The 20,570-nt window shown below is 46.3% G+C and carries 15 protein-coding genes and 2 pseudogenes; 9 read left to right on the top strand and 8 right to left on the bottom strand.

The window, feature by feature from the left end; genetic code table 11:
- The first annotated feature begins 126 nt into the window (after positions 1-126).
- Positions 127-1,503 carry a DHA2 family efflux MFS transporter permease subunit gene (locus C6W44_RS11495; RefSeq protein ID WP_105245772.1) on the top strand — a complete coding sequence of 459 codons (1,377 nt, stop codon included), beginning with the start codon at positions 127-129 and terminating at the stop codon, positions 1,501-1,503.
- 167 nt (positions 1,504-1,670) lie between these two features.
- Here the strand turns inward: C6W44_RS11495 and bfr (C6W44_RS11490) are convergent, their stop codons facing one another.
- The 3 genes from bfr (C6W44_RS11490) to C6W44_RS11480 form a co-directional block, all read right to left on the bottom strand.
- Positions 1,671-2,153, bottom strand: a complete 483-nt coding sequence (gene bfr, locus C6W44_RS11490) for a bacterioferritin (protein ID WP_100749626.1) — start codon at positions 2,151-2,153, stop codon at positions 1,671-1,673.
- Between the two features lie 73 nt (positions 2,154-2,226).
- Positions 2,227-2,715, bottom strand: coding sequence for a bacterioferritin (gene bfr, locus C6W44_RS11485; protein WP_105245770.1), 489 nt, complete (start codon positions 2,713-2,715; stop codon positions 2,227-2,229).
- A 332-nt stretch (positions 2,716-3,047) separates the two neighbouring features.
- Positions 3,048-3,239, bottom strand: coding sequence for a (2Fe-2S)-binding protein (locus C6W44_RS11480; protein WP_068405488.1), 192 nt, complete (start codon positions 3,237-3,239; stop codon positions 3,048-3,050).
- A 284-nt stretch (positions 3,240-3,523) separates the two neighbouring features.
- On the opposite strand from C6W44_RS11480, the gene C6W44_RS11475 reads away from it, so the two are divergent.
- Positions 3,524-3,841: an ArsR/SmtB family transcription factor gene (locus C6W44_RS11475; protein ID WP_100749628.1), complete on the top strand. Its 318-nt coding sequence runs from the start codon at positions 3,524-3,526 to the stop codon at positions 3,839-3,841.
- 123 nt (positions 3,842-3,964) lie between these two features.
- On the opposite strand, the pseudogene C6W44_RS11470 reads toward C6W44_RS11475, so the two are convergent.
- From C6W44_RS11470 to C6W44_RS11455, 4 genes and pseudogenes are all read right to left on the bottom strand, one after another.
- Positions 3,965-4,684, bottom strand: a pseudogene (locus tag C6W44_RS11470) (sulfate/molybdate ABC transporter ATP-binding protein); the annotation flags it as partial.
- A 94-nt stretch (positions 4,685-4,778) separates the two neighbouring features.
- Positions 4,779-5,744 (bottom strand): sulfate ABC transporter permease subunit CysW, encoded by a 966-nt coding sequence (gene cysW / locus C6W44_RS11465; protein ID WP_105245766.1) that lies wholly within the window; start codon positions 5,742-5,744, stop codon positions 4,779-4,781.
- A gap of 1 nt (position 5,745) precedes the next feature.
- Positions 5,746-6,630 carry a sulfate ABC transporter permease subunit CysT gene (cysT, locus tag C6W44_RS11460; RefSeq protein ID WP_199774484.1) on the bottom strand — a complete coding sequence of 295 codons (885 nt, stop codon included), beginning with the start codon at positions 6,628-6,630 and terminating at the stop codon, positions 5,746-5,748.
- Between the two features lie 205 nt (positions 6,631-6,835).
- Positions 6,836-7,933 carry a sulfate ABC transporter substrate-binding protein gene (locus C6W44_RS11455; protein WP_105245764.1) on the bottom strand — a complete coding sequence of 366 codons (1,098 nt, stop codon included), beginning with the start codon at positions 7,931-7,933 and terminating at the stop codon, positions 6,836-6,838.
- A gap of 284 nt (positions 7,934-8,217) precedes the next feature.
- On the opposite strand from C6W44_RS11455, the gene C6W44_RS11450 reads away from it, so the two are divergent.
- A complete protein-coding gene (locus C6W44_RS11450; RefSeq protein ID WP_105245762.1) occupies positions 8,218-8,733 on the top strand; it encodes a hypothetical protein in 516 nt (171 codons plus the stop codon).
- A 109-nt stretch (positions 8,734-8,842) separates the two neighbouring features.
- On the opposite strand, the pseudogene C6W44_RS11445 reads toward C6W44_RS11450, so the two are convergent.
- Positions 8,843-9,556, bottom strand: a pseudogene (locus tag C6W44_RS11445) (hypothetical protein).
- Between the two features lie 234 nt (positions 9,557-9,790).
- On the opposite strand from C6W44_RS11445, the gene C6W44_RS11440 reads away from it, so the two are divergent.
- The 6 genes from C6W44_RS11440 (at position 9,791) to C6W44_RS11415 (ending at position 20,512) form a co-directional block, all read left to right on the top strand.
- Positions 9,791-11,476, top strand: a complete 1,686-nt coding sequence (locus tag C6W44_RS11440; RefSeq protein WP_105245760.1) for a nitrite/sulfite reductase — start codon at positions 9,791-9,793, stop codon at positions 11,474-11,476.
- The gene (locus tag C6W44_RS11435; protein WP_105245758.1) at positions 11,469-12,065 is read left to right on the top strand and encodes a DUF934 domain-containing protein; all 597 of its coding nucleotides are present in this window, start codon (positions 11,469-11,471) and stop codon (positions 12,063-12,065) included. Before C6W44_RS11440 ends, C6W44_RS11435 begins: the two co-directional genes overlap by 8 nt.
- A gap of 66 nt (positions 12,066-12,131) precedes the next feature.
- A complete protein-coding gene (locus tag C6W44_RS11430) occupies positions 12,132-12,770 on the top strand; it encodes a phosphoadenosine phosphosulfate reductase family protein (protein ID WP_105245756.1) in 639 nt (212 codons plus the stop codon).
- 251 nt (positions 12,771-13,021) lie between these two features.
- On the top strand, positions 13,022-14,731 hold the full coding sequence (cobA, locus tag C6W44_RS11425) for a uroporphyrinogen-III C-methyltransferase (RefSeq protein ID WP_105245753.1): 1,710 nt from the start codon (positions 13,022-13,024) through the stop codon (positions 14,729-14,731).
- 194 nt (positions 14,732-14,925) lie between these two features.
- Positions 14,926-16,518: an exonuclease SbcCD subunit D C-terminal domain-containing protein gene (locus tag C6W44_RS11420; RefSeq protein WP_105245751.1), complete on the top strand. Its 1,593-nt coding sequence runs from the start codon at positions 14,926-14,928 to the stop codon at positions 16,516-16,518.
- Positions 16,519-16,582: 64 nt separating this feature from the next.
- Positions 16,583-20,512 (top strand): AAA family ATPase, encoded by a 3,930-nt coding sequence (locus tag C6W44_RS11415; protein ID WP_105245749.1) that lies wholly within the window; start codon positions 16,583-16,585, stop codon positions 20,510-20,512.
- The last annotated feature ends 58 nt before the right edge of the window (positions 20,513-20,570 follow it).

Genomic DNA, 20,570 nt, shown 5'->3' with positions numbered 1-20,570 from the left:
TTCACTGTTATTATATGCCGCTGTTTCTTATACTACCCAGCTTGTGCCACTTATCGGCTGTGGCTGCTTCGCTCGCGAATAAACAGATCATTTGCTGATTAACACCCAATATCTAATGAGAGTCACATGGTAACGCTAACCGCAACGCAAGATAAATACCTACCCTACGTGTTAGCGGTGGCGCTGTTTATGCAGATATTAGACGCGACTATTTTAAATACCTCGCTGCCACAGATGGCACAAGCTCTCGGCGAGTCGCCGCTAAAAATGCAATGGGCGGTGATCAGTTATGCGCTGACGTTGGCGATTTTTATTCCTATCAGTGGCTTTTTGGCGGACAAATACGGTACGCGGCGTATATTTTTGACTGCCATTGTTATTTTTTCTATTGGCTCGCTACTGTGCGCAGCCTCGCCCACGTTGGATTTTTTGATAGGCTCACGGGTGATACAAGGGATTGGCGGGGCGATGATGACGCCTGTTGCGCGCCTAATCTTGGTCAAGTCTTATCCGCGCAACAAGCTACTAACTGTCATGAACTTTGCCGTGATACCGGCCTTGGTCGCGCCGCTCGTGGGGCCGGTGCTGGGCGGTTATATCGTCCAGTATGCCAGTTGGCATTGGATATTTTTGATCAATATTCCGATGGGTGTTTTAGGGTTTGTTATGGGCAAAAAACTGGTGCCTGCGTTGTTTGAAGACACCCAGCGCCTTGATTGGCTAGGCTTTGGGCTGTTTGCCGCTGCGGCATGTGGATTTACTCTCGCCGTAGAGTTTGGCTCGCAGGTAGGCCGCGGTATGTATGGTCTGCTGCTAGCGGTGGCCGCCAGCGTATTGCTAGGCGCTTATGTGGCACATGCCAAACGCCGCCCCGCGCCTTTATTTCCACTGAGTCTATTTGATATTCGTACCTTTCGTATCGGTATCACGGGCAATTTATTTACCCGTTTGGGCATCAGTGCTGTGCCGTTCTTACTGCCATTATTATTACAAGTGGTGTTTGAGTATTCGCCCTCGCAGGCAGGCTGGCTGCTTGCGCCTATCGCTATTGGTGCCATCGGTATCAAGCCTTGGGTCAGCAAAATCATCCAGCGCTTTAGCTATCGCAAAGTTTTGGTGTTAAACACACTGCTCATCGGTATACTCATCATCTTATTGGCGCAGTTTAACGACCCTGATAATTGGTTATGGTTTATCCCGCTGCTTATCTTGATGGGCGCGTGTAACTCTATGCAGTTTAGCGCGATGAACACCATTACCATTGGTGATTTGGAAGGCGTGCAGACCAGTAGCGGTAATAGCCTTATGGCAGTCAATCAGCAGCTAGCAATTGGCTTTGGTATTGCCTTTGGGGCGGCGGTGCTCAACCTATTACGTGAGCGCTTTGGACTAGACACGCTGGCGGCGTTTCAAACGACTTATTGGATACTGGGGATTTTGACCATTTTATCAGGGCTGTATTTTTTAAGACTCAAGCCTGAAGATGGTCGCGGTTTATATTAGGGCTTATCTTAGGTACGTCTCACAGGCAACAAGCAATCGATAGTTGTCTTAGCGCTTTATCATTATAAACACCTGTCTTATAGATATAAAAATACCAGCATGTCCTTTGATATATCTTAAAAGATACTCAAAAAACAAGCTGGCAAGTGTCAGTCAAGAGTGGCTAATTACGGTGCGTCGTCGTCATGCATTTGTGACTGAATATAACGCTCAACCCCGATACTTTGTATCAAGTCTTCTTGAGTCTCCAGCCAGTCGTCATATTCCTCATTACCATCTTTTAGCGTGACCAATAGCTGGCGTGATACATAATCGCGCTTTTCTTCACATAGGGTAATTGCCTCAGTGATAATAGTGAATTTTTGCTTTTCTAAACGCAGGTTGCACTCAATCATCTCAGGCACGTCCTCTGCAAGGAACATCTTGCCATAATCTTGTAAGTTTGGCAGACCGCCTAATAATAAGATACGCGCAATCAAATCATCCGACCACTTCATCTCAGCGATAGACTGTTTATAAAGATGCTCGTTTAATGCTTCAAGCCCCCAATGACGAGCGATACGCGCATGCAAAAAATACTGATTGATGGCAATCAATGACTGTCCGAGTACTTTATTTAAGGCGCGAATGACCTCTTTATCTCCTTTCATATTTTCTCTCCCTACTCTATTTAATCTATGATACGTGCTCTAAATATTGCAGCTTAATATAGCTGTGACGATACTAGACAATATCAGGAGACACTTCTGCCATTTGGCTTTGTAGATAGTTTGGCAGACCGATCATATCGATAAGGCGCAGCTGCTGCTCTAACCAATGTGCATGATCTTCTTCAGTATCTTTGAGCTGCTCGACCAACATCTCGCGGGTGACATAGTCGTGCTCTTCTTCACACAGCGCAATACCGTCTTTTAGGTGCTGCTGTACTTGATACTCTAAATCAAGGTCAAACTGTAGCATCTCAGGGACGGTGCTACCGATGTTGATCCCATCAACACTCATCTTTGGCGTGCCGCCAAGCATCAAAATACGGCGGATAATGGCCTGCGCGTGCAATGTCTCATCTTCCATTTCATGATGGATGCGGTCATATAGCTTGCCGTAGTGCCATTCAGCATACATTTCTGAATGAATAAAATACTGATCACGCGCAGCAAGCTCGCCGCCCAATAAAAAATTTAAATAATCAATGACTTTCTGGCTACCTATCATCACCCATACTCCTATTGTTGTCTCGCAGGTTACATTCACGATATTGGATATAATAAAAGCGTTATTGGTAAACTGCTTAGTAAAGATTAAAGTCCGTCAGACTTCTTACAATATCAGATAGATATAGTAGCATATAGAGGTGCTAGCGCTTGTAATGTTATGAACTAAGAATAAGATGCTAATTGAGAATCATAATTAACTAGCATGGCTGATGAGCGCGTCATCAACCAGTATGTGAGATAGAGGCAGTACGTGAGGTAGAAATTGCGTGAAAGGATGGTGGTGCAAGAGGTATACGCAGGACAAAAAATGGGGTAGTTTCTGGTGCTACCCTACACTGCATAAGCCAGCGCATCAAGCTTGGCATGATGCTCGTCTAGAAAATCATTGACCATAGGCTCACAGCAGCCACAACAAGTCGCCACATCCAGCGTGTCTTTTAGGCCTTCGAGCGTATCGATACCTGAAGCGATCGCTGCTTTTATTTGCTTGTCTTTTACGTCATTACAGATACATACGTACATAGATTGGCTCCTTTACGTGATGGGTATATCATAACGATAACTATTATCATTTTCAATAGTGTTTGCTGTATTTATCACCCTATCTTTGACTACGCAGTAAATAAATGCAGCCAGATATTTTGAAAATAAATTCATGTAACGGAATATAAGTATCGATGTAACCGAATAGTATCAAAGGTAGTAAATTAACGACGAACTGTAATTTAGCTCAATTTTTAATCGATTTTATTGAAGACTGCTGTTATATTGACCCCCTATTAACAACGCCCTATTGGAATTATGCTATGTCTGATAATAACTTTATGATACGACCTATTGATTTGTTTAAAGTCTTATCTGATCCGACTCGTCTAAAAATATTTCAAATTCTTTTTAAAAAAGAAGCACGCTGTGTGGGCGAGTTGGTTGAGATATTGGATCAGCCGCAGCCAACCATCTCACGCCATCTAAATCACCTAAAAAAACTGGGCATCTTAAGCTGTGTGCGCGACGGGACTTGGATGTGGTACGAGGTCGCCGATGATTTGCCAGAGTGGTGTCAGGAGATCTTAGAGATCACGCATGAGCAGACATCGTTGGATGCAGATATGAAGCTTGCCTAATAGATAAGATGGGCATGACGCCATAAAAAAAGACCTATAATTGTATAGGTCTTTTTTTATGGCGTTTTATAGCTTATGTACCAACTGGTGTGCAGATACTGGCGTGTTTGCCGTATCCGATTAAGCCAAATCTAAAAAGTCACTGACAAAGGCATTGGCCGGCTGGTGTATCAGTGCCTCTGAGGTGCCTACCTGCTCTACTCGTCCTTGGTTCATCACCACGATCTCATCTGACACCGCCCTTGCCTCTTCTTGATCGTGAGTGACCATGATGCTGGTGATACCCAGCTCATGGTGGATGTTTTTTAGCCACGTGCGCAGCTCTTTACGTACCTTGGCATCGAGTGCGCCAAATGGTTCATCAAGCAATAATAACTTGGGTTTGACTGCCAAAGCTCGTGCCAGCGCAATCCGCTGACGCTGTCCACCAGAGAGCTGATGCGGATAGGCGTTGGCGACTTGGGGCAACTGCACCAACTCTAATAGCTCATTTACACGCTTATTGATATCGGCTTTGCTAGGACGCTTGTTTTTTGGTAATAATGTCAAGCCAAAAGCGACGTTTTCGGCGATGTTTTTATGGCGAAACAACGCATAGTGCTGAAACATAAAGCCGATATGGCGCTTTTGTACCGGGGTGTTGGTCACATCCAAGTCATCAAATAATATCTGCCCAGAATCTGCGTATTCAAGACCTGCGATGATACGCAGCAAGGTGGTCTTACCGCAGCCTGAGGGCCCAAGCAAAGTGGTTAGTTTGCCAGTTGGTACGGTGATATTGATATTGTCTAAGGCGGTAAAACTGCCAAATTTTTTATTAACGTTGCGAATCTCAATACTCATAATCGTGTCTCTTATTCACTTTTGCTCATCGTGGCAGCGTCTATGCTGGCGACAGCGTTGTGGTAATCAATCTTTCGTATAGGCCGTCAGTTGTTTACACATTTCTCGAGCTCTTAGCTGCCTGCGCCGCCGTCTTATAGGTATCGGCCGCATTGGTAGCATTGGCGCTCACTGGTAGCTCAGGCGCAGCCGCGAGACGTGCCGATTTGGCAAATTTGCGCGCTTGCATCTTGGTCATGACCTGCTGAATCAGTAGTGTCACCAGCGCCAGTGCCGCAAGCAGACTTGATAAGGCAAAAGCGGCGGTAAAATTATAATCGTTATAAGCAATCTCGACCAGCAGCGGCATGGTATTGGTCTCACCGCGAATATGACCGGACACTACGCTGACTGCACCAAACTCGCCCATCGCTCGGGCATTGGTCAAAATCAAACCATAAAGCAGCGCCCATTTGATATTGGGCAAGGTGACATGCCAAAAAGTCTGCCAACCACTCGCACCCAATGTCAGCGCCGCTTGCTCCTCACTGTCGCCTTGCGTCTGCATCAGCGGTATCAGCTCACGTGCCACAAATGGGAAGGTGACAAACAATGTCGCCAATACAATGCCTGGTACCGCATATATCACCTGAAAACCCATACTCTCAAGCCAGCCGCCCACAGTAGAGTTGAGACCAAATAACAACACAAACATGAGGCCTGCGACCACAGGTGATACCGAAAATGGCAAATCAAGCAAGGTGGTGACCAGCTGCTTACCTTTAAACTGATAACGTGTCACCAGCCAAGCAATCGCAATACCCATCACCATATTGATCGGTAACACGATGCCGGCAGTGATCAAGGTCAGCTTAATCGCTTGTAAGGCCTCAGGATCGACCAAGGAAGCAACATACAGCTGCCAGCCGTTTTTAAAGGCTTCATAAAACACCGCAAGTAGCGGCACGACCAGCATCACCACCATAAACAGCACAGCAATGGTGATAAAAGTGCGACGTATCCACGGTGTGTCTTTGGTCGCAGGATTGCTTTGGTAATCATAGCTATTGGATATCTGCATATCAGCGAGCTCCTACGCGGCGAGACAGTTTCCACTGTAAGATATTGATGGTCAATAAGATGGTAAATGAAATCAGCAACATAAATAGTGCCACGGCTGATGCGCCCCCAACATCGAACTGCTCCAGCTTACTGATGATAATCAGCGGCAAAATCTCAGTTTCCATCGGGATGTTGCCGGCGATAAAGATCACCGAGCCATACTCACCTGTCGCACGGGCAAACATCATCCCAGCGCCCATCAGTAAGGCTGGCATCATCTCAGGCAAGATCACCTTGCAAAACGTGGTCAAGCGATTGGCACCCAGTACCGCCGCTGCCTCTTCAAACTCAACCGACAGCTCAGCGAGTACCGGCTGCACCGCCCGCACGATAAATGGAAAGCTGACCACCACCAAAGCCAGCCAAATACCTAAAGGTGTAAAGGCCACTTGAATATCAAACTTGGCAAACCATTGACCTATTAGGCCGTTGGGCGCGTACAGGGTAGCAAGCGAGATACCCGTCACCGCCGTCGGCAGCGCAAACGGCAGATCCACCAAGGCATTGATTAAGGATTTGCCCCAAAACTCATAACGCACTAGCACCCAAGCGACCAAGGTACCAAACACCATATTGGTCAGCATCGCTGCAAACGCCATCCATAAGCTCAGCTTAATCGCAGCCGTCACCTGTGGTTGGCTGATGGCCTGCCAAAATCCCGTCCAGCCCATTTGCGTCGTGGTATAGGCCATCATGGCAAACGGCAGTACCACCAGTAGCGATAAGCTAAAAACCGTGATACCCATGCTCAGCCCAAACCCTGGCAGCACGTTGCGCTGACGCATACGGGTCAGCCAGCCTTTTTTGGCAGGGGCTTTGTGGGCGGATGAAGCGGTTGCACTCATAGTGATGTCCTATTGCCTAACGAATGGTACGTAACAAAATATTGAGCAATCTACTTAATAATAATTATGCTGGGTCAGCTGAGCTTACGGTATAAAGGACATGGTGTAGATGACCATGTCCTTTTTTTGTTTACCACGGCTTCTCTTGCACTAGAGTATCGCTCTAGGTGCTACGCTGCCTATTGTTTACTGCAGTGCTTACTGTTTACTGCGGTGCGTTGATCGCTAATTGATCAAAGACGCCATTGTCGCTAAAGTAAGTGCCCATGATCTCATCCCATGAACCAAAAACATCATTTGGACGGAAAGTCTCAACCGGTGGCAGTTTGTCACTGTTTTTATCGAGTACGCTTTGTACGCTCGGACGCAAGTATAGATCAGCAGCCAATTGCTGGGCCGGCTCGCTCCACAAATAGTCCAAGTAGGCTTTTGCTGCATCAGTGGTGCCTTTTTTGTCTGTGACGGCTTTTACAATGGCCACAGGGCTTTCTGACTTGATCGAGTATTTTGGATAGACGATGTCCACTTGACCGGCACCAAAATCAGTCGCCGCCAAGTTGGCTTCGTTTTCAAAGGTTACTAAAACATCGCCAATACCGCGCTGCACAAAGGTTGTGGTTGCTGCACGGCCACCGTTTTCGTAGACTTTGACGTTTTTGAGCATCTCTTTTACGTAGTTTTTGGCTGGCGCCTCTTCGTTATTAAACGCATGCAGACCATAACCATAAGCGCCTAAGAAGGCATAACGACCATTGCCCGTGACTTTTGGATTGGCCATAACGATCTCAAGACCGTCTTGAGTCAAATCTTCCCAGTCACTGATGCCTTTTGGATTGTCTTTACGCACCAAAAACACGATGGTGCTGGTAAAAGGCACGGCATTATCAGGGAATTTGCTCTCCCAGTCTGACTCAACCAAACCCTCTTTTTCTAGTAGCTCGATATCAGAGCCTTGGTTCATAGTGGCAACGTCGGCTTGTAGGCCATTGGCCACTGACAAGGCTTGCTTACTTGAGCCGCCATGCGACTGTTTGACGGTGATGGTGCTATTTGGGTGCTCGCTTTGGTAGTGCTCTACAAATAGCGGGTTGTAATCTTTATAAAAATTACGGGCAACGTCATAAGAGACGTTGAGCAGCTCGATGTTTTGACCTTCTGCAGCCGCCGTATCATCAGCGTTTGCAGTGGTGTCGACTGCATCATTATTGCTGCAGCCAGCCAGACCTAAGCTCAAGGCTATGCCTGCAATGCTGAGAGCGCTACGAGTTTTACTTTTTTGTTGATATGGGGCGGCGTATGTCATACTTTCCTCAAAGATGCTGTTAGGTAATGCAAGTATGCTAACAGCGCCATCTTATTATGTTTAATGATGAATATGCGTATGTTATTATCAAAAGGGAATAACCAAAGGATAAAACCAGCCTTATCAAGCGTTTATAAAATACAGCTGAGCACAGAAACAATAAAAGCATCAACAGATACTGTTAAGCAAGTTATGGTATTGCTTGAGCTATAGACGAGTTGGTCGCTAAGCGCTACTATCTTTGATAAACCTTTACCCACTCTTATTACTCAAAAGGTACTTAAATGATCGCATCTTTGACTCGTTTTTCTCGTGTATTGGCAGCAGGGACGACAGCCGCCATCACTATGCTGAGCTTAAGCGCTTGCAACAACGTGACACCCGTCATGCCAAACACGCCCATCACTCAGCCTGAGCAAGCCGCTGCGCCTATGGTGCAAGCAGTAGTTGGCGATTATGCCGATGCAGGTTATGAAAACCGCAGCCAAGGCTATGACTGGGTGGGCGTGATGGTACGATCGGCGGGCAATGAGCAGATCGATATCAAGGTACGTGCACGTAGCGACATCAAAAAACCAACGTGTCAGTTTGACGGCACCGCCAGCTTAATGGGTCAAGACAAAGCACACGGTGTGATTTTTCAAACCAAGGTCAATGACAGCACGGCGTTTTTTCAGTTTAAAGATGATATCCTGACCATTGATAGCCAAGATAAGTACGCGCTGAATTATTTTTGTTCGGGTGGAGCTTCACTCGTTGGCGACTATCAGAAGCTTTCAAGCGATTTGGAACTAACCTAAACGTATTACTTTTGAACTGCCAATCTTTAACAACAAATAAAAAAGGTGCCAGATTTATATTCTGCCACCTTTTTTTATGAGTGATGTTTATCAAAAAATCAATTTTGCTCTATACCGCAGATGCACCAGTTAACTTGACCTCAGCACGTTGGTCTTTTGCGATACCGGCATAGTAATTACGCAAAATCTCTAGCACTTCTGGACGGCTAAAGTTGTCGGGCACCTCCAGATCTTCTGATAGCGCCTTACGCAGTTTAGTGCCTGAGACTTTGACGTGCTCAGAGGCATCATGTGGGCAGGTCTTATCAGACGCCATGGCGCTACAAGCATTACACCAAAACGTCCAGCCAATCTTGAGCGGCTGCGTGATCAAATCATCTTTGCCGACATAGTCAAAAATCGTCTGCGCACATGGGCTTTGTCAATGGTATAGCTCTCTTCTACCGTCAAGATACCCATAATCTCGCCATCTTTTGCCACCAGTGCTACTTTATCGCCTTGACTCAAGCTATCGGCCGTCGCTTTCGGTGCCGACAAGGTGATCGGAATCGGCCAAAACAAGCCAGCGTTGTCACCGCTTTGCAGACGCATGTCATCGACCACCCCTTGCCAGTCGGCCTGATTCATAAAACCATTTAGCGCCAATACCGAGCATGATCAAATCGCCACGCTCACGTGAGCTGAGGGTAATCGTCGGCAAAGTGCTGGCAAGTTTTAGTGCTTGATGGCGCGCCTCACCTTTTAGCAATAGCGGCTTAAGCTCCTTGCTACCATGTGGCGGCACAAGTTTTGATGTCTGGTTAGGCGTAGTAGTAGATGTCACGTTTTTAACCTTATAGCAGCGAATAAATCGAATAGGCATAGGCTGCCGAGCTTTGATTATGAAAATTTATGCTGTGTTTGGATATGGATATGTCTTAAAGGAATTTATGTTTATAGATTTAAGCTTATATGATGTGACTCTGAATTGTTTACCTTGCGATTGGCAATACAAGCGATCACACGCAAATCATTTTCGTCGCCGCATTTATGTTTAAAACAAAATTGAGATTACGTCATGTATCAATATAATTACGCTGACCAAACCTTGGTAGAAGAGCGAGTCGCCCAGTTTCGCGACCAAACCGAGCGGTTTTTGGCAGGTGAACTGCCAGAAGAGCAGTACTTACCGCTGCGTTTACAAAACGGGCTGTATATCCAGCGCTATGCACCGATGCTACGTATCGCCGTGCCATACGGCTTGCTGGCAACCTATCAATTACGCAAATTGGCTGAGATTACCCGTAAATATGATAAAGGTTACGGCCACTTTACCACCCGTACCAATATGCAGCTGAACTGGCCAAAACTTGAAGAAGTGCCAGATATTTTGGCGGAGCTGGCGTCGGTACAAATGCATTCCATCCAAACCTCGGGCAACTGTATCCGTAATACCACCACCGACCCTTATGCGGGTATTCATAAGGAAGAGATCGCCGATCCGCGTCCTTATTGCGAGATTATTCGACAGTGGTCAACCTTTCATCCTGAGTTTGCTTTTTTACCACGTAAATTTAAGATTGCGGTGATTGGTACGGCGAACGATCGAGCAGCGACGCAAGTCCATGATATTGGACTGCATTTAAAGAAAAATGACGCAGGCGAGCTTGGTTTTGAAGTGATTGTCGGCGGCGGTCTTGGACGTACGCCGGTGATTGGTAAAGTCATCAACACCTTCTTACCGCGCCAGCATTTGCTTAGCTATTTAGATGCGATTTTGCGCGTCTATAACCTGCATGGACGCCGCGACAATAAATTCAAAGCGCGTATCAAGATATTGGTTGATAGCATGGGCGGACCGGCGTTTGCCAAATTGGTCGATGCCGAATGGGAAGCCAATATCAAAGATGGGCCTTTGACCTTGACCGATGCAAACTTTGACAAAGCCAGTAGCTATTTTACCGAGCCTGATTATCTTACCTTTGATGCGCTACAAGTACAGTCAGACTTGCAGCAGCAATTAGACGCTGATAAAGACTTTGCTAATTGGTATCAACAAAATACTGTGGCGCATAAAGTGGCGGGCTACCGTGCGGTGGTGATTTCCCTAAAAGCCGGTTTGGTCGATGGTAAATATGTGCCTTCAGGGAATATTAGCGCCGCGCAAATGGACGCCCTCGCCGATCTTGCCGATGAGCATAGCTTTGGCGAGCTGCGCGGCACTTATCAGCAAAATCTGGTCTTTGCCGATGTACAAACCAATCGCTTGTACGAGCTATGGCAGCAGCTGGCGGCGCTACATTTGGCCCGTCCAAATATCAACACCCTAACCGATATGATCGTCTGCCCAGGCTGGGATTTTTGCTCGCTTGCCAATGCCACAACCCACAATATCGCTGAGCAAATCGAAAAGCAGTTTGATGATCTCGACTACCTTTATGACTTAGGTGAGATTCGCCTCAATATGTCTGGCTGTATGAATGCCTGCGCCCATCACCATACCGGCGATATCGGTATCCTTGGGGTCGATAAAAAAGGTGAATACTGGTATCAAATCAGCCTTGGCGGTAACTCTAGCAACGACGCCAAACTCGGTAAGATATTGGGCAAGGCTGTACCAACCGATGCCGTAGCAACGACGATACAAAAGATAATCGACGTCTACCTAGAGCAGCGCGTGACTAATGACAATGACGTCGAAGGCTTTGGCGAATTGGTCGATCGTATCGGCATTGCCCCTTTTAAGGAGAAGGTCTATGGCTAATCATCATGTGTTCAATAGCGATGGCGCCGATATCAGCGAGACGGATACCTGGCTTGCACTTCGTACCGATGAGCTGCCGGACGGTATTACCCTGACCGATATATCACTGCTAGAGCTGCTACAAAGACAAGAAAAGCTTGAAGTCGTTTTACCGCTTGCTGATTTATTAGATGCTAACGGCAATATTGCAGGTGGACTGTTACAACAGGTGCGTGAGTTATTAGCCGAGCATATCAGCCGTGTGGGCGTTTGGGTGACCTCAAATAGCGACACCGAAGTATTAACGCGCATACCAGAGTTTTTATTGCAGCAAGATTTGATTGTGATTCACGTGCCCGCTTTTACCGATGGACGCGGTTTTAGCTTTGCCCAAACCTTACGTCAAATCGGCTATCAAGGCGAGATTCGTATGGCTGGCAAGTTTGGCCGCGATCAAATCGCTTATTTGCTGCGCGCAGGGGCAGACAGTTTTGTGATAAGTGCGCATGACCTGCACTCTATCTCTGATATCAGCCAAGCATTTAACGCGCTTGCTAGCAGCTACGACGGTCGCAATGCCGCCGACTTGCCGATGTTTGCTGGTGCTTAATATTAATATTTACCATCCTACTTATTACCAATCATTTTTATACTTTTCACCCTTAAGGAGTCCATCATGAGCCAATTACACCCAAATTTAGATATCGATCAAGCCAACCAAGAATTAAAAGGTAAATCACCAGAAGAAATCGTCGCATGGGCGCTTAGCCAAGCTAAAAACCCCATTATCACCACCAATTTCCGCCCATATGAGTCCGCGATTTTGCATTTGGTTGCTAAGCAGCGCCCTGACATCACGGTATTGTGGGTAGATTCAGGTTATAACACCGATGCGACCTATCAATTTGCCAACAAATTGATTCGTGATCTTGATCTCAACGTTGTGACTTATATCCCAAAACAAACCGCTGCACACCGTGATTCAACCATGAATGGCATCCCAGGCATTGATAATCCGCAGCATGATGAATTCACTGATCAAGTAAAACTTGAGCCATTTCGCCGTGCGTTAGATGAGCTAAAACCTGATGTCTGGTTTAACGCCATTCGTAAAGATCAAACGGAATTTCGCCAAGGTCTTGATGTGCTTAGCTTATCAAAAGACGGCGTGTTAAAAGTTGCACCATTATTTGAAAAAACAGACGCGGATTTAGACGTCTATCTTGAAGAGCATGATTTGCCTAACGAGTTTGATTACTTTGATCCAACCAAAGTTGAAGAAAGCCGTGAGTGTGGTCTGCATACGCAGTTGTAATCAAGCGTTACCGTCATCCATCGTTTAAAAAGCTCTGTTTAAAAGGCTCTTTTACTCTTGTAAGAGAGCCTTTTTGTCGCAAGCGCTCTTATCACTATTCCCTTCCCTTCTCTATTCTACATTCCATCAAAAACTATAATAAATATGACGAAAACGACTATGCTAATGCCAATTCACTGCATGAGACGTAGCGCCTGATACCTCATAATGGAAGCATATTTTACGACATTGAATACATAATTGGTGATGCTATGAACACCTTTCCATTATTTTTTAAACTAGAAAATCGCAAGGTGCTGATCGTGGGCGGTGGCGATGTGGCGCTGCGTAAGGCAGATTTGCTTAGCCGCGCTGGGGCTGCCATTACCATTCTAGCGCCAGATATCAGCACTGAGATACAAGCCTTGCTCTCAGACGATAAGCACGAGCTGATTTATAAAAATTATAATAAATCCTATATGACAGGTGCACGAGTCATCATTGCAGCGACTGACGATGAGACGCTTAATCATCAAATTCACGCTGATGCCACCGCGCTCAACATCCCCGTCAATGTAGTTGATACCCCGCATTTATGTGACTTTATCTTCCCCGCTATCGTCGATCGTAATCCCATCGTCATCGGCATCTCATCGAATGGCAAAGCGCCGGTGCTGGCACGTCTACTACGTGCACGTCTTGAAACCCTGATTCCGCAAGGTTATGGTAAGCTGGCCAAGCTGGCTGGTGAATTTCGTAGCGAGGTAAAACGTAAAATCCCAACCCTGACAGGCCGTCGGCAGTTTTGGGAGCGTGCCTTTGAAGGTCAAGTCAGTCAGCTAATGTTTGCCGGTAATGAGCGTGAGGCCACTGCCCAGCTAAAAGCAGATCTAGACAGCACAGTAGCTGCTCTTGAAGATAGCGCTAATCATAGTGTTGACCCTGATGCCCATAACCCTAGTAATAGCCCTGCTACGACGACTAGCCAGCATTCACAGAGCCACAGTACAGAATCACTATCAGCCTCTGCGCCTGTAGCAACAGATAAGTTAACAACTACTCAACATAACAATATTAATCAGGCTCAAGCAGCTGTCGGTGAAGTCTATATCGTCGGTGCAGGCCCCGGTGATCCAGAACTGCTTACCTTCAAAGCGCTGCGTCTGATGCAGCAAGCAGACATCGTCTACTATGATGCCCTAGTTTCTCCGCAAGTATTAGACTTATGCCGCCGTGATGCCGATAAAGTGTTTGTCGGTAAAAAACGCAGTAACCATGCGGTCGCGCAATTAGGCATCAACGAGCTGCTCATCAATAGCGCCAAACAAGGCCGCCGTGTGGTACGTCTAAAAGGCGGCGATCCCTTTATCTTTGGGCGTGGCGGCGAAGAGATTGAAAGCTTGCGGGCGCATGAGGTTCCTTATCAAGTGGTACCAGGTATCACCGCTGCCAATGCCGCTGCCAGCTATGCTGGTATCCCCCTTACCCACCGTGATCATTCGCAGTCGGTGCGTTTTGTCACTGGGTTTTTAAAGGCGGGTGCGCCCAATGAGAAGTTTGAAAACTTACTTGATACCAATGAAACCGTGGTGTTTTATATGGGTCTGCATTCGCTGGCACGTTTGACGACAGGTTTGATAAACGCTGGCCGCTCGCCTGAGACGCCGATTGCCATCGTCTCCAATGCCAGCATGCCCAATCAGCAAGTATTAACTGGCACACTTGAGAGTATCGTGGCGCTGCAAGAACAAAACCAGCTGCCCACGCCCGCCTTACTTATCATGGGAGATGTGGTGGCGCTGCATGATGATTTGGCGTGGTACAACACACACAATAAAGATACCGGCGATACAGAGACTAACTGGTTACGTGCAGGAACAGCTATCACGGACCAAGATGCAAAAAAGCCGATAGACCAGCAAGCCCATGCGCTCTCTATGATCGCTAATTTGGCAGCGCAGCAAGAAGAAGGTTTGGAGTAATTGGTGATTGGATAATGTTTGCTTGATTTCGAAAGGACTATAATATAGCCCTGTCAATATGTTATTGGCAGGGCTTTTTATGCGCGGGTGGCACAGCAAAGCCTAGCAATTCTTGCTAGAATGACAGCTTGCTTATAAACACCCTTCCGCTCAATGACACCCCCACTTGCCGATACCACGTTTGCGCCGCGCCTATGAAAAATTTAAAACCTTTAACTGTCTTACATACCTCCGATTGGCACTTAGGGCGCAGGCTCTATGGCCGTATGCGTTATGATGAGTTTGCAGCGTTTTTGGGTTGGCTTGAAACCGCCATTAGCGAGCAACACGTCGATGTACTGATTGTCGCTGGTGACATCTTTGACACCATGACACCAAGCAACCGAGCGCAAGCGCTGTATTATGAGTTTTTGGGGCGAGTCTCACGCTCCTGTTGCCAGCATATCGTCATCGTCGCAGGCAATCATGACTCTCCGACGTTTTTGGATGCACCAAGTCATGTGCTTAAGTTTCTAAACGTCCATGTCATTGGCACCGCTTGCGAGGACTTAAACGATGAGGTCTTGGTATTAGATGACACAGACGGCGCGCCGCATTGCATCATCGCCGCTGTGCCCTATCTGCGTGATCGTGATGTGCGCAGTAGCAGCGCTGGCGAGTCGATGGACAGCAAAGACGCCAATGTCATCAAAGGCATTCGCGCCCATTATGATAACGTCGCCAGTATCGCCAAAGCTAAGCAAGCCCAATTAATAAAATCCCATCAGCGTCACATTCCGATAATCGCCACAGGTCATCTGTTTGCAGCTGGCGGCACGACGACCGAAGATGACGGCGTACGTGAGCTTTATGTCGGTTCGCTTGGTAAGGTGTCTGCTGACATGTTTGACGATGGTTTTGATTATGTCGCCCTTGGGCATTTGCATGTGCCGCAGCGGGTCGGCGGTCGTGAGACCATTCGCTATTCAGGCTCGCCGATTGCCATGGGTTTTGGTGAGGCGCGCCAGCAAAAACAGGTGTTGCTCATACAGTTTGGCGCAGTAAAAAACGAGTTTAGTGATAAAAAACCAATGTCAAACAATACCGCTGCTCGTACCATTGCAAGCAATGCGCCTCAGATCACCCGTACAGTTGCCACAATTGAAACATCGGTAGAAAAAGCGGCTAAAAAAGTAGCCAATCAGACGAGTGGTTTTATGGATGATTTGTTTGGCTTTGATGATTCAGTAGACAATGAGGGCCGCAACAAAAGCAATGTAGACGAACACCATGTAAAGCAAGAAAGCAAGGTTGATGACCCCAATTCAAATGATGTTGAATCAAAAATGACCTTTCCACCGCAGCGACTACATTTTGACAAATCATGTCAGATGCAGATCGCCTCCTTGCCTATTCCCACATTTCAAAAACTGGCACAAGTCTCAGGTGATCTACAGTCTATCCAACAGAAAATTGATAGCACTGCTCAGTCTTTAGATGACACGGAGTCTGTTTGGCTCGAAGTGATTTACACAGGTGACGAGCTGGTCAGCGAGTTACGTGAGCATATTCAGGCGATGGTAGATGGCTTGCGGTGTGAGGTACTAAAAATAAAAAATACCCGCACTTATAATAAAGTGCTAAACCAGCAGCAAACCTCTGAGACACTACAAGACTTGGATGAGGAAGAGGTGTTTGAGCGCTGTCTGCTTCTGAACAAGGTCGCAGATGAACAAAAAAAGGCCCTGCGAGAAGCCTATCAGCAAATTATATATAACTTGCGTCATGAAGACACTCAGGCGGAATAACAGCCGCTCATGTCAACTACTTTGATAACCACTCTATAGACCTATCTAAAAATAAGACCTGCTCATGCGACTGATTGAACTGCGACTAAAAAACCTCAACTCCCTAAAAGGTGAATGGAACATTGACTTTAGTGATCCTGCTTTTTTGAATGAAGGCATCTTTGCTATTACTGGGCAAACAGGCGCTGGCAAGACCACCATCTTAGATGCGATTTGTTTAGCACTCTATAGCCAAACACCACGATTGGGCGATATTACCGGCTCAACCAACGAGATCATGACCCAAGGTACGGGTGAATGCTCAGCAGAAGTCATCATCGAGATCGACTCTACACGTTATCAATGCTACTGGTACCAGCACCGCGCGCATAAAAAAGCCAAGGGTAACTTATTACCGATTAGACATGAGATCAGTGAGGTTAAAACTGGCAAGATTTTAGAAGAAAAAAAGTCCAAGACATCTGCCTATATCCAAGACCTTATCGGTATGGATTTTAATCAGTTCACCCGCTCCATCATGCTGGCTCAAGGCAGTTTTGCCGCATTTTTGAAGTCGGATATTGGTGATAGAGCAGCTATACTGGAAAAAATCACCGGCACTGCCATCTATGCCAAAATATCGCTCAATGTCCATGAAAGACACCGTACTGAAAAAGAAGCGCTTGGCAAACTACAGGCAGGCGTGGACAGCCTATCTTTACTGAGTCCTGAGGATGAAAAACGACTGGCAGCAGAGCTTGAGACGCTTAACCAGCAACAAAGTAAGCAGCGCCAACGCTTTAAAACCGTAAGTGAGCAGCTGCAGTGGCTGGAGCAGGTTGAGCAGCTACAGCAGAGCCTTGCGAGTTATCAAAAAGATTTTTCCGCAGCGCAGCATGCACAGATAGAATTTACTCCAGAGGCCAAGCGCTTGGAGCTGGCCAGTAAAGCTTTAGAGATTGACAGCCAGTTTCATAAGCTTGGCTATAGCCGAGAGACGGTCAATCGGCTTAGCAGTGAACAACATCAATTACTCAGTAATATTCCATCTCAGCAAGCAGTGCTTGCACAAGTTACGACCCGTTTAAACGATATCACTACCATTGAAAAACAAGCAACAGATAATCTGCAAACTACTCTGCCTGTTATTTCAAAAACACGCGAATTGGATGCTGAGATAAAACAGCAACTTCACTCTTTGGCAAACGACAAGCAACGTAAAGACGACTTAGTCAATAATACGAAACGATTACATCAAGAAATAGCCAGACACAGCCAAACAGAGCAAGAGACGAAGACTCAGCTTGGCAGTCTAGAAAAGTATTTTGATGATTATAAAGAGCTAAACGACCTCGATACAGACATGGCGACCTTTGATAGCAGCTGTGGCCGATTAAAGACGCTGCTAAAAGATAATGTCGGCTTGACTACGGATAAACTTCTGTATGACCATCGAGCCAGCCAGCTACAAGCTGATTTCGATAAGCTGTCTAAGCAACAAGATTCAGATCGTTTATTAATAACCAAGCAACGCGAGCAACTTGCCAGCGTACAACAGCAGCAAGCGGCACTTATCGAAAAACAATCGCTTGCGAGTATGCGTCATGAGCAAGAGCAAGTCGACCAAATCAACACTCAGATTGCACAAGCCAGCTATAAGTTACAGCAGCTGTCCGATCTTGCTCACCAAATCGAAAATACCAAACGTTCACTACCGACGCTCAATGAAGAGTTAACAGCCTTAGAAGGACTCATTGCTGATCATCGATCAGACATTCAAGATGCCAAACTCAAGCGGCAAGAGAAGCAAGAGCATCTGAGTCTACTACAAAAGGTCGCTAAGCTTGAAGACTACATAGCAGAGCTTGAAAATGGATCGCCCTGCCCGCTTTGCGGCGCCACTGAGCATCCTTATGGTAAGCATCATCCATTATTAGACCACAGTCACCAGGATACCAGCCAACACCAACCCTCTAAGACGCAACAAACACAGCAGCAAATAGCGGAACTAGAGACCGTTATTGATAACCTTGAACAAGCTTTATCAAAACACAATATCGAATATGCCACCAAAAAACAGACGCTGAATAACCAGCAGCAACAACTGGCGCCACTACAGCAGCAAGCCAAAACCTTACATAGTGATGTTCAGGTTTACCTTTCCTCGCTATTTGAGGCTAAAAACAATCACTCTGAAGCTATCGCAGCAATTATCGACCCACTTACGCAGATAAACGATAACATTGATGCGGCTACTGCGAACCTAGAGCCTAGCTTATCCTTATTAGATACCGCCAAACACGATCTAACTGAACATAAACAGTCTCTTAAAACCATAGTAATCGAATATGACAATTTAACTGAAACTGCTGCACAGCTCAGTACTGCGCTTGAAGCTGATGAAAAAAAGCAACAAGTGGTCAGTCATGATATTAACAACCTGACAACTGACATTAAGCTTAACTCACAAAAAATTGTTGGGATAAAAGATAAGATCACTGCTAATTTCTCAGAATTAACGCCTCTGCTGAGCACCATTTCAGCCCTGGTAAATAAGTATCCCATGGACCAACATAAAGCATACTTAACCACAGCGCTCAATACGGCAGACTTATCTGACGCACTTACGCAGTTGGGTCATAGTTTTGATAAGCAAACCGTAATAGACAGCGCAGAATGTGACCATCATATTGAAAAACTGCGGCAACAGCGCAGCGCTTTAAGTCAGTTAAAACAACAATTCAATGAGCAAAAAAACAGCCAACAGCAGCTGACCAACACCTTAAGTAGCCTGACTGCGCAGATGGAAACCAAGCAAGCACAGTTGCACAGTGATGAAACAACGCTCAACGAGCTAGAGCGCTTAATTGCTCATAAGGTCAAGACTATCGAACAATCAAAACAAGATAGAACAGAGATTTTTGCAGATAAAGATACAGATGATGAAGAAAATAAATTACGCAATGCTGTCGATGCTGCTAAAGATAAGCAAAGAGTAGCGCAAAGGCAGCTAGATACCGTACAACAGGCATTAGAACAATTAAAGAGTAGAGAGCAGCAGCTAGCAACAGAGCTACAATCGGCGACGACCATACTGAACACTCAGCAAAGTATCTTTACAGACTTACTCGCAGCGTCCGATTTTGTCGATGAAGCCGCTTTTGTCAAAGCCCGCTTGCCCAAAGAGGAGCGTGACGCCCTACATAGACGTAAAGTAGCGATTGATACTGCGCTGCATCAAGCTCAGCTGCAGCTGGACAGTACGCAGCAAGCACTGACGCAAAGTCTTGCTGCGCCTATGACGAATGCAAGCCGAGAGCTCCTTGCTGACCAATATCAGCAGATACAAACAGATATCGACGAGTTAAACCAAAAAATTGGTGCCATTGATCAAAAGCTTAAAGACAACGAGCAGCAAAAAAATACACAAGCGGCGCAGCTGATCGCCATTGATGAGCAAAGACAAAAGCTACAAGTATGGCAGCAGCTGCATATGTTAATTGGCTCGGCTGATGGCAAAAAGTATCGTACCTTTGCCCAAGGCCTAACGTTTGAAGTCATGATTGGCCATGCCAATACGCAATTGCAAAAAATGAGTGACCGTTATTTGCTGATTCACGACGACAGCAACCCGCTTGAGCTGAATGTCATTGACAACTATCAAGGCGGTGAGGTTCGTAGCACCAAAAACCTCTCCGGCGGTGAAGGCTTTATCATCAGCCTAGCACTGGCACTTGGGCTGTCGCAAATGGCCAGTCATAATATCCGTGTCGATTCGTTATTTTTGGATGAAGGTTTTGGTACGCTTGATGAAGACTCACTTGATATCGCACTCGACACTTTAACCAATTTGCAGCAAGAAGGTAAATTGATCGGAATCATCTCCCACGTACAGGCGTTAAAAGATCGTATCTTGACGCAAATCAAGGTCGAAAAACTCTCAGGCGGCTTTAGCCAAATCACTGGTCAAGGCTGTCGCCGAGTTGTAAAAACAACCGCCGAAAAAGACTCATAGGCTACTCTATAGGTATAAGCAGGCAGGTAAGATTGGGTTTGAGAGTAGTAACGCTGAT

Origin of the sequence: Psychrobacter sp. Marseille-P5312 (assembly GCF_900291405.1) — a bacterium.
GTDB lineage: Bacteria > Pseudomonadota > Gammaproteobacteria > Pseudomonadales > Moraxellaceae > Psychrobacter > Psychrobacter celer.
This window is presented reverse-complemented; position numbering and strand designations above follow the sequence as displayed.

Coding starts and splice junctions, on each gene's coding strand:
- C6W44_RS11495 (WP_105245772.1), top strand. CDS start 127: ATGGTAACGCTAACCGCAACGCAAGATAAATACCTACCCTACGTGTTA.
- bfr (WP_100749626.1), bottom strand. CDS start 2,153: ATGAAAGGAGATAAAGAGGTCATTCGCGCCTTAAATAAAGTACTCGGA.
- bfr (WP_105245770.1), bottom strand. CDS start 2,715: ATGATAGGTAGCCAGAAAGTCATTGATTATTTAAATTTTTTATTGGGC.
- C6W44_RS11480 (WP_068405488.1), bottom strand. CDS start 3,239: ATGTACGTATGTATCTGTAATGACGTAAAAGACAAGCAAATAAAAGCA.
- C6W44_RS11475 (WP_100749628.1), top strand. CDS start 3,524: ATGTCTGATAATAACTTTATGATACGACCTATTGATTTGTTTAAAGTC.
- cysW (WP_105245766.1), bottom strand. CDS start 5,744: ATGCAGATATCCAATAGCTATGATTACCAAAGCAATCCTGCGACCAAA.
- cysT (WP_199774484.1), bottom strand. CDS start 6,630: ATGAGTGCAACCGCTTCATCCGCCCACAAAGCCCCTGCCAAAAAAGGC.
- C6W44_RS11455 (WP_105245764.1), bottom strand. CDS start 7,933: ATGACATACGCCGCCCCATATCAACAAAAAAGTAAAACTCGTAGCGCT.
- C6W44_RS11450 (WP_105245762.1), top strand. CDS start 8,218: ATGATCGCATCTTTGACTCGTTTTTCTCGTGTATTGGCAGCAGGGACG.
- C6W44_RS11440 (WP_105245760.1), top strand. CDS start 9,791: ATGTATCAATATAATTACGCTGACCAAACCTTGGTAGAAGAGCGAGTC.
- C6W44_RS11435 (WP_105245758.1), top strand. CDS start 11,469: ATGGCTAATCATCATGTGTTCAATAGCGATGGCGCCGATATCAGCGAG.
- C6W44_RS11430 (WP_105245756.1), top strand. CDS start 12,132: ATGAGCCAATTACACCCAAATTTAGATATCGATCAAGCCAACCAAGAA.
- cobA (WP_105245753.1), top strand. CDS start 13,022: ATGAACACCTTTCCATTATTTTTTAAACTAGAAAATCGCAAGGTGCTG.
- C6W44_RS11420 (WP_105245751.1), top strand. CDS start 14,926: ATGAAAAATTTAAAACCTTTAACTGTCTTACATACCTCCGATTGGCAC.
- C6W44_RS11415 (WP_105245749.1), top strand. CDS start 16,583: ATGCGACTGATTGAACTGCGACTAAAAAACCTCAACTCCCTAAAAGGT.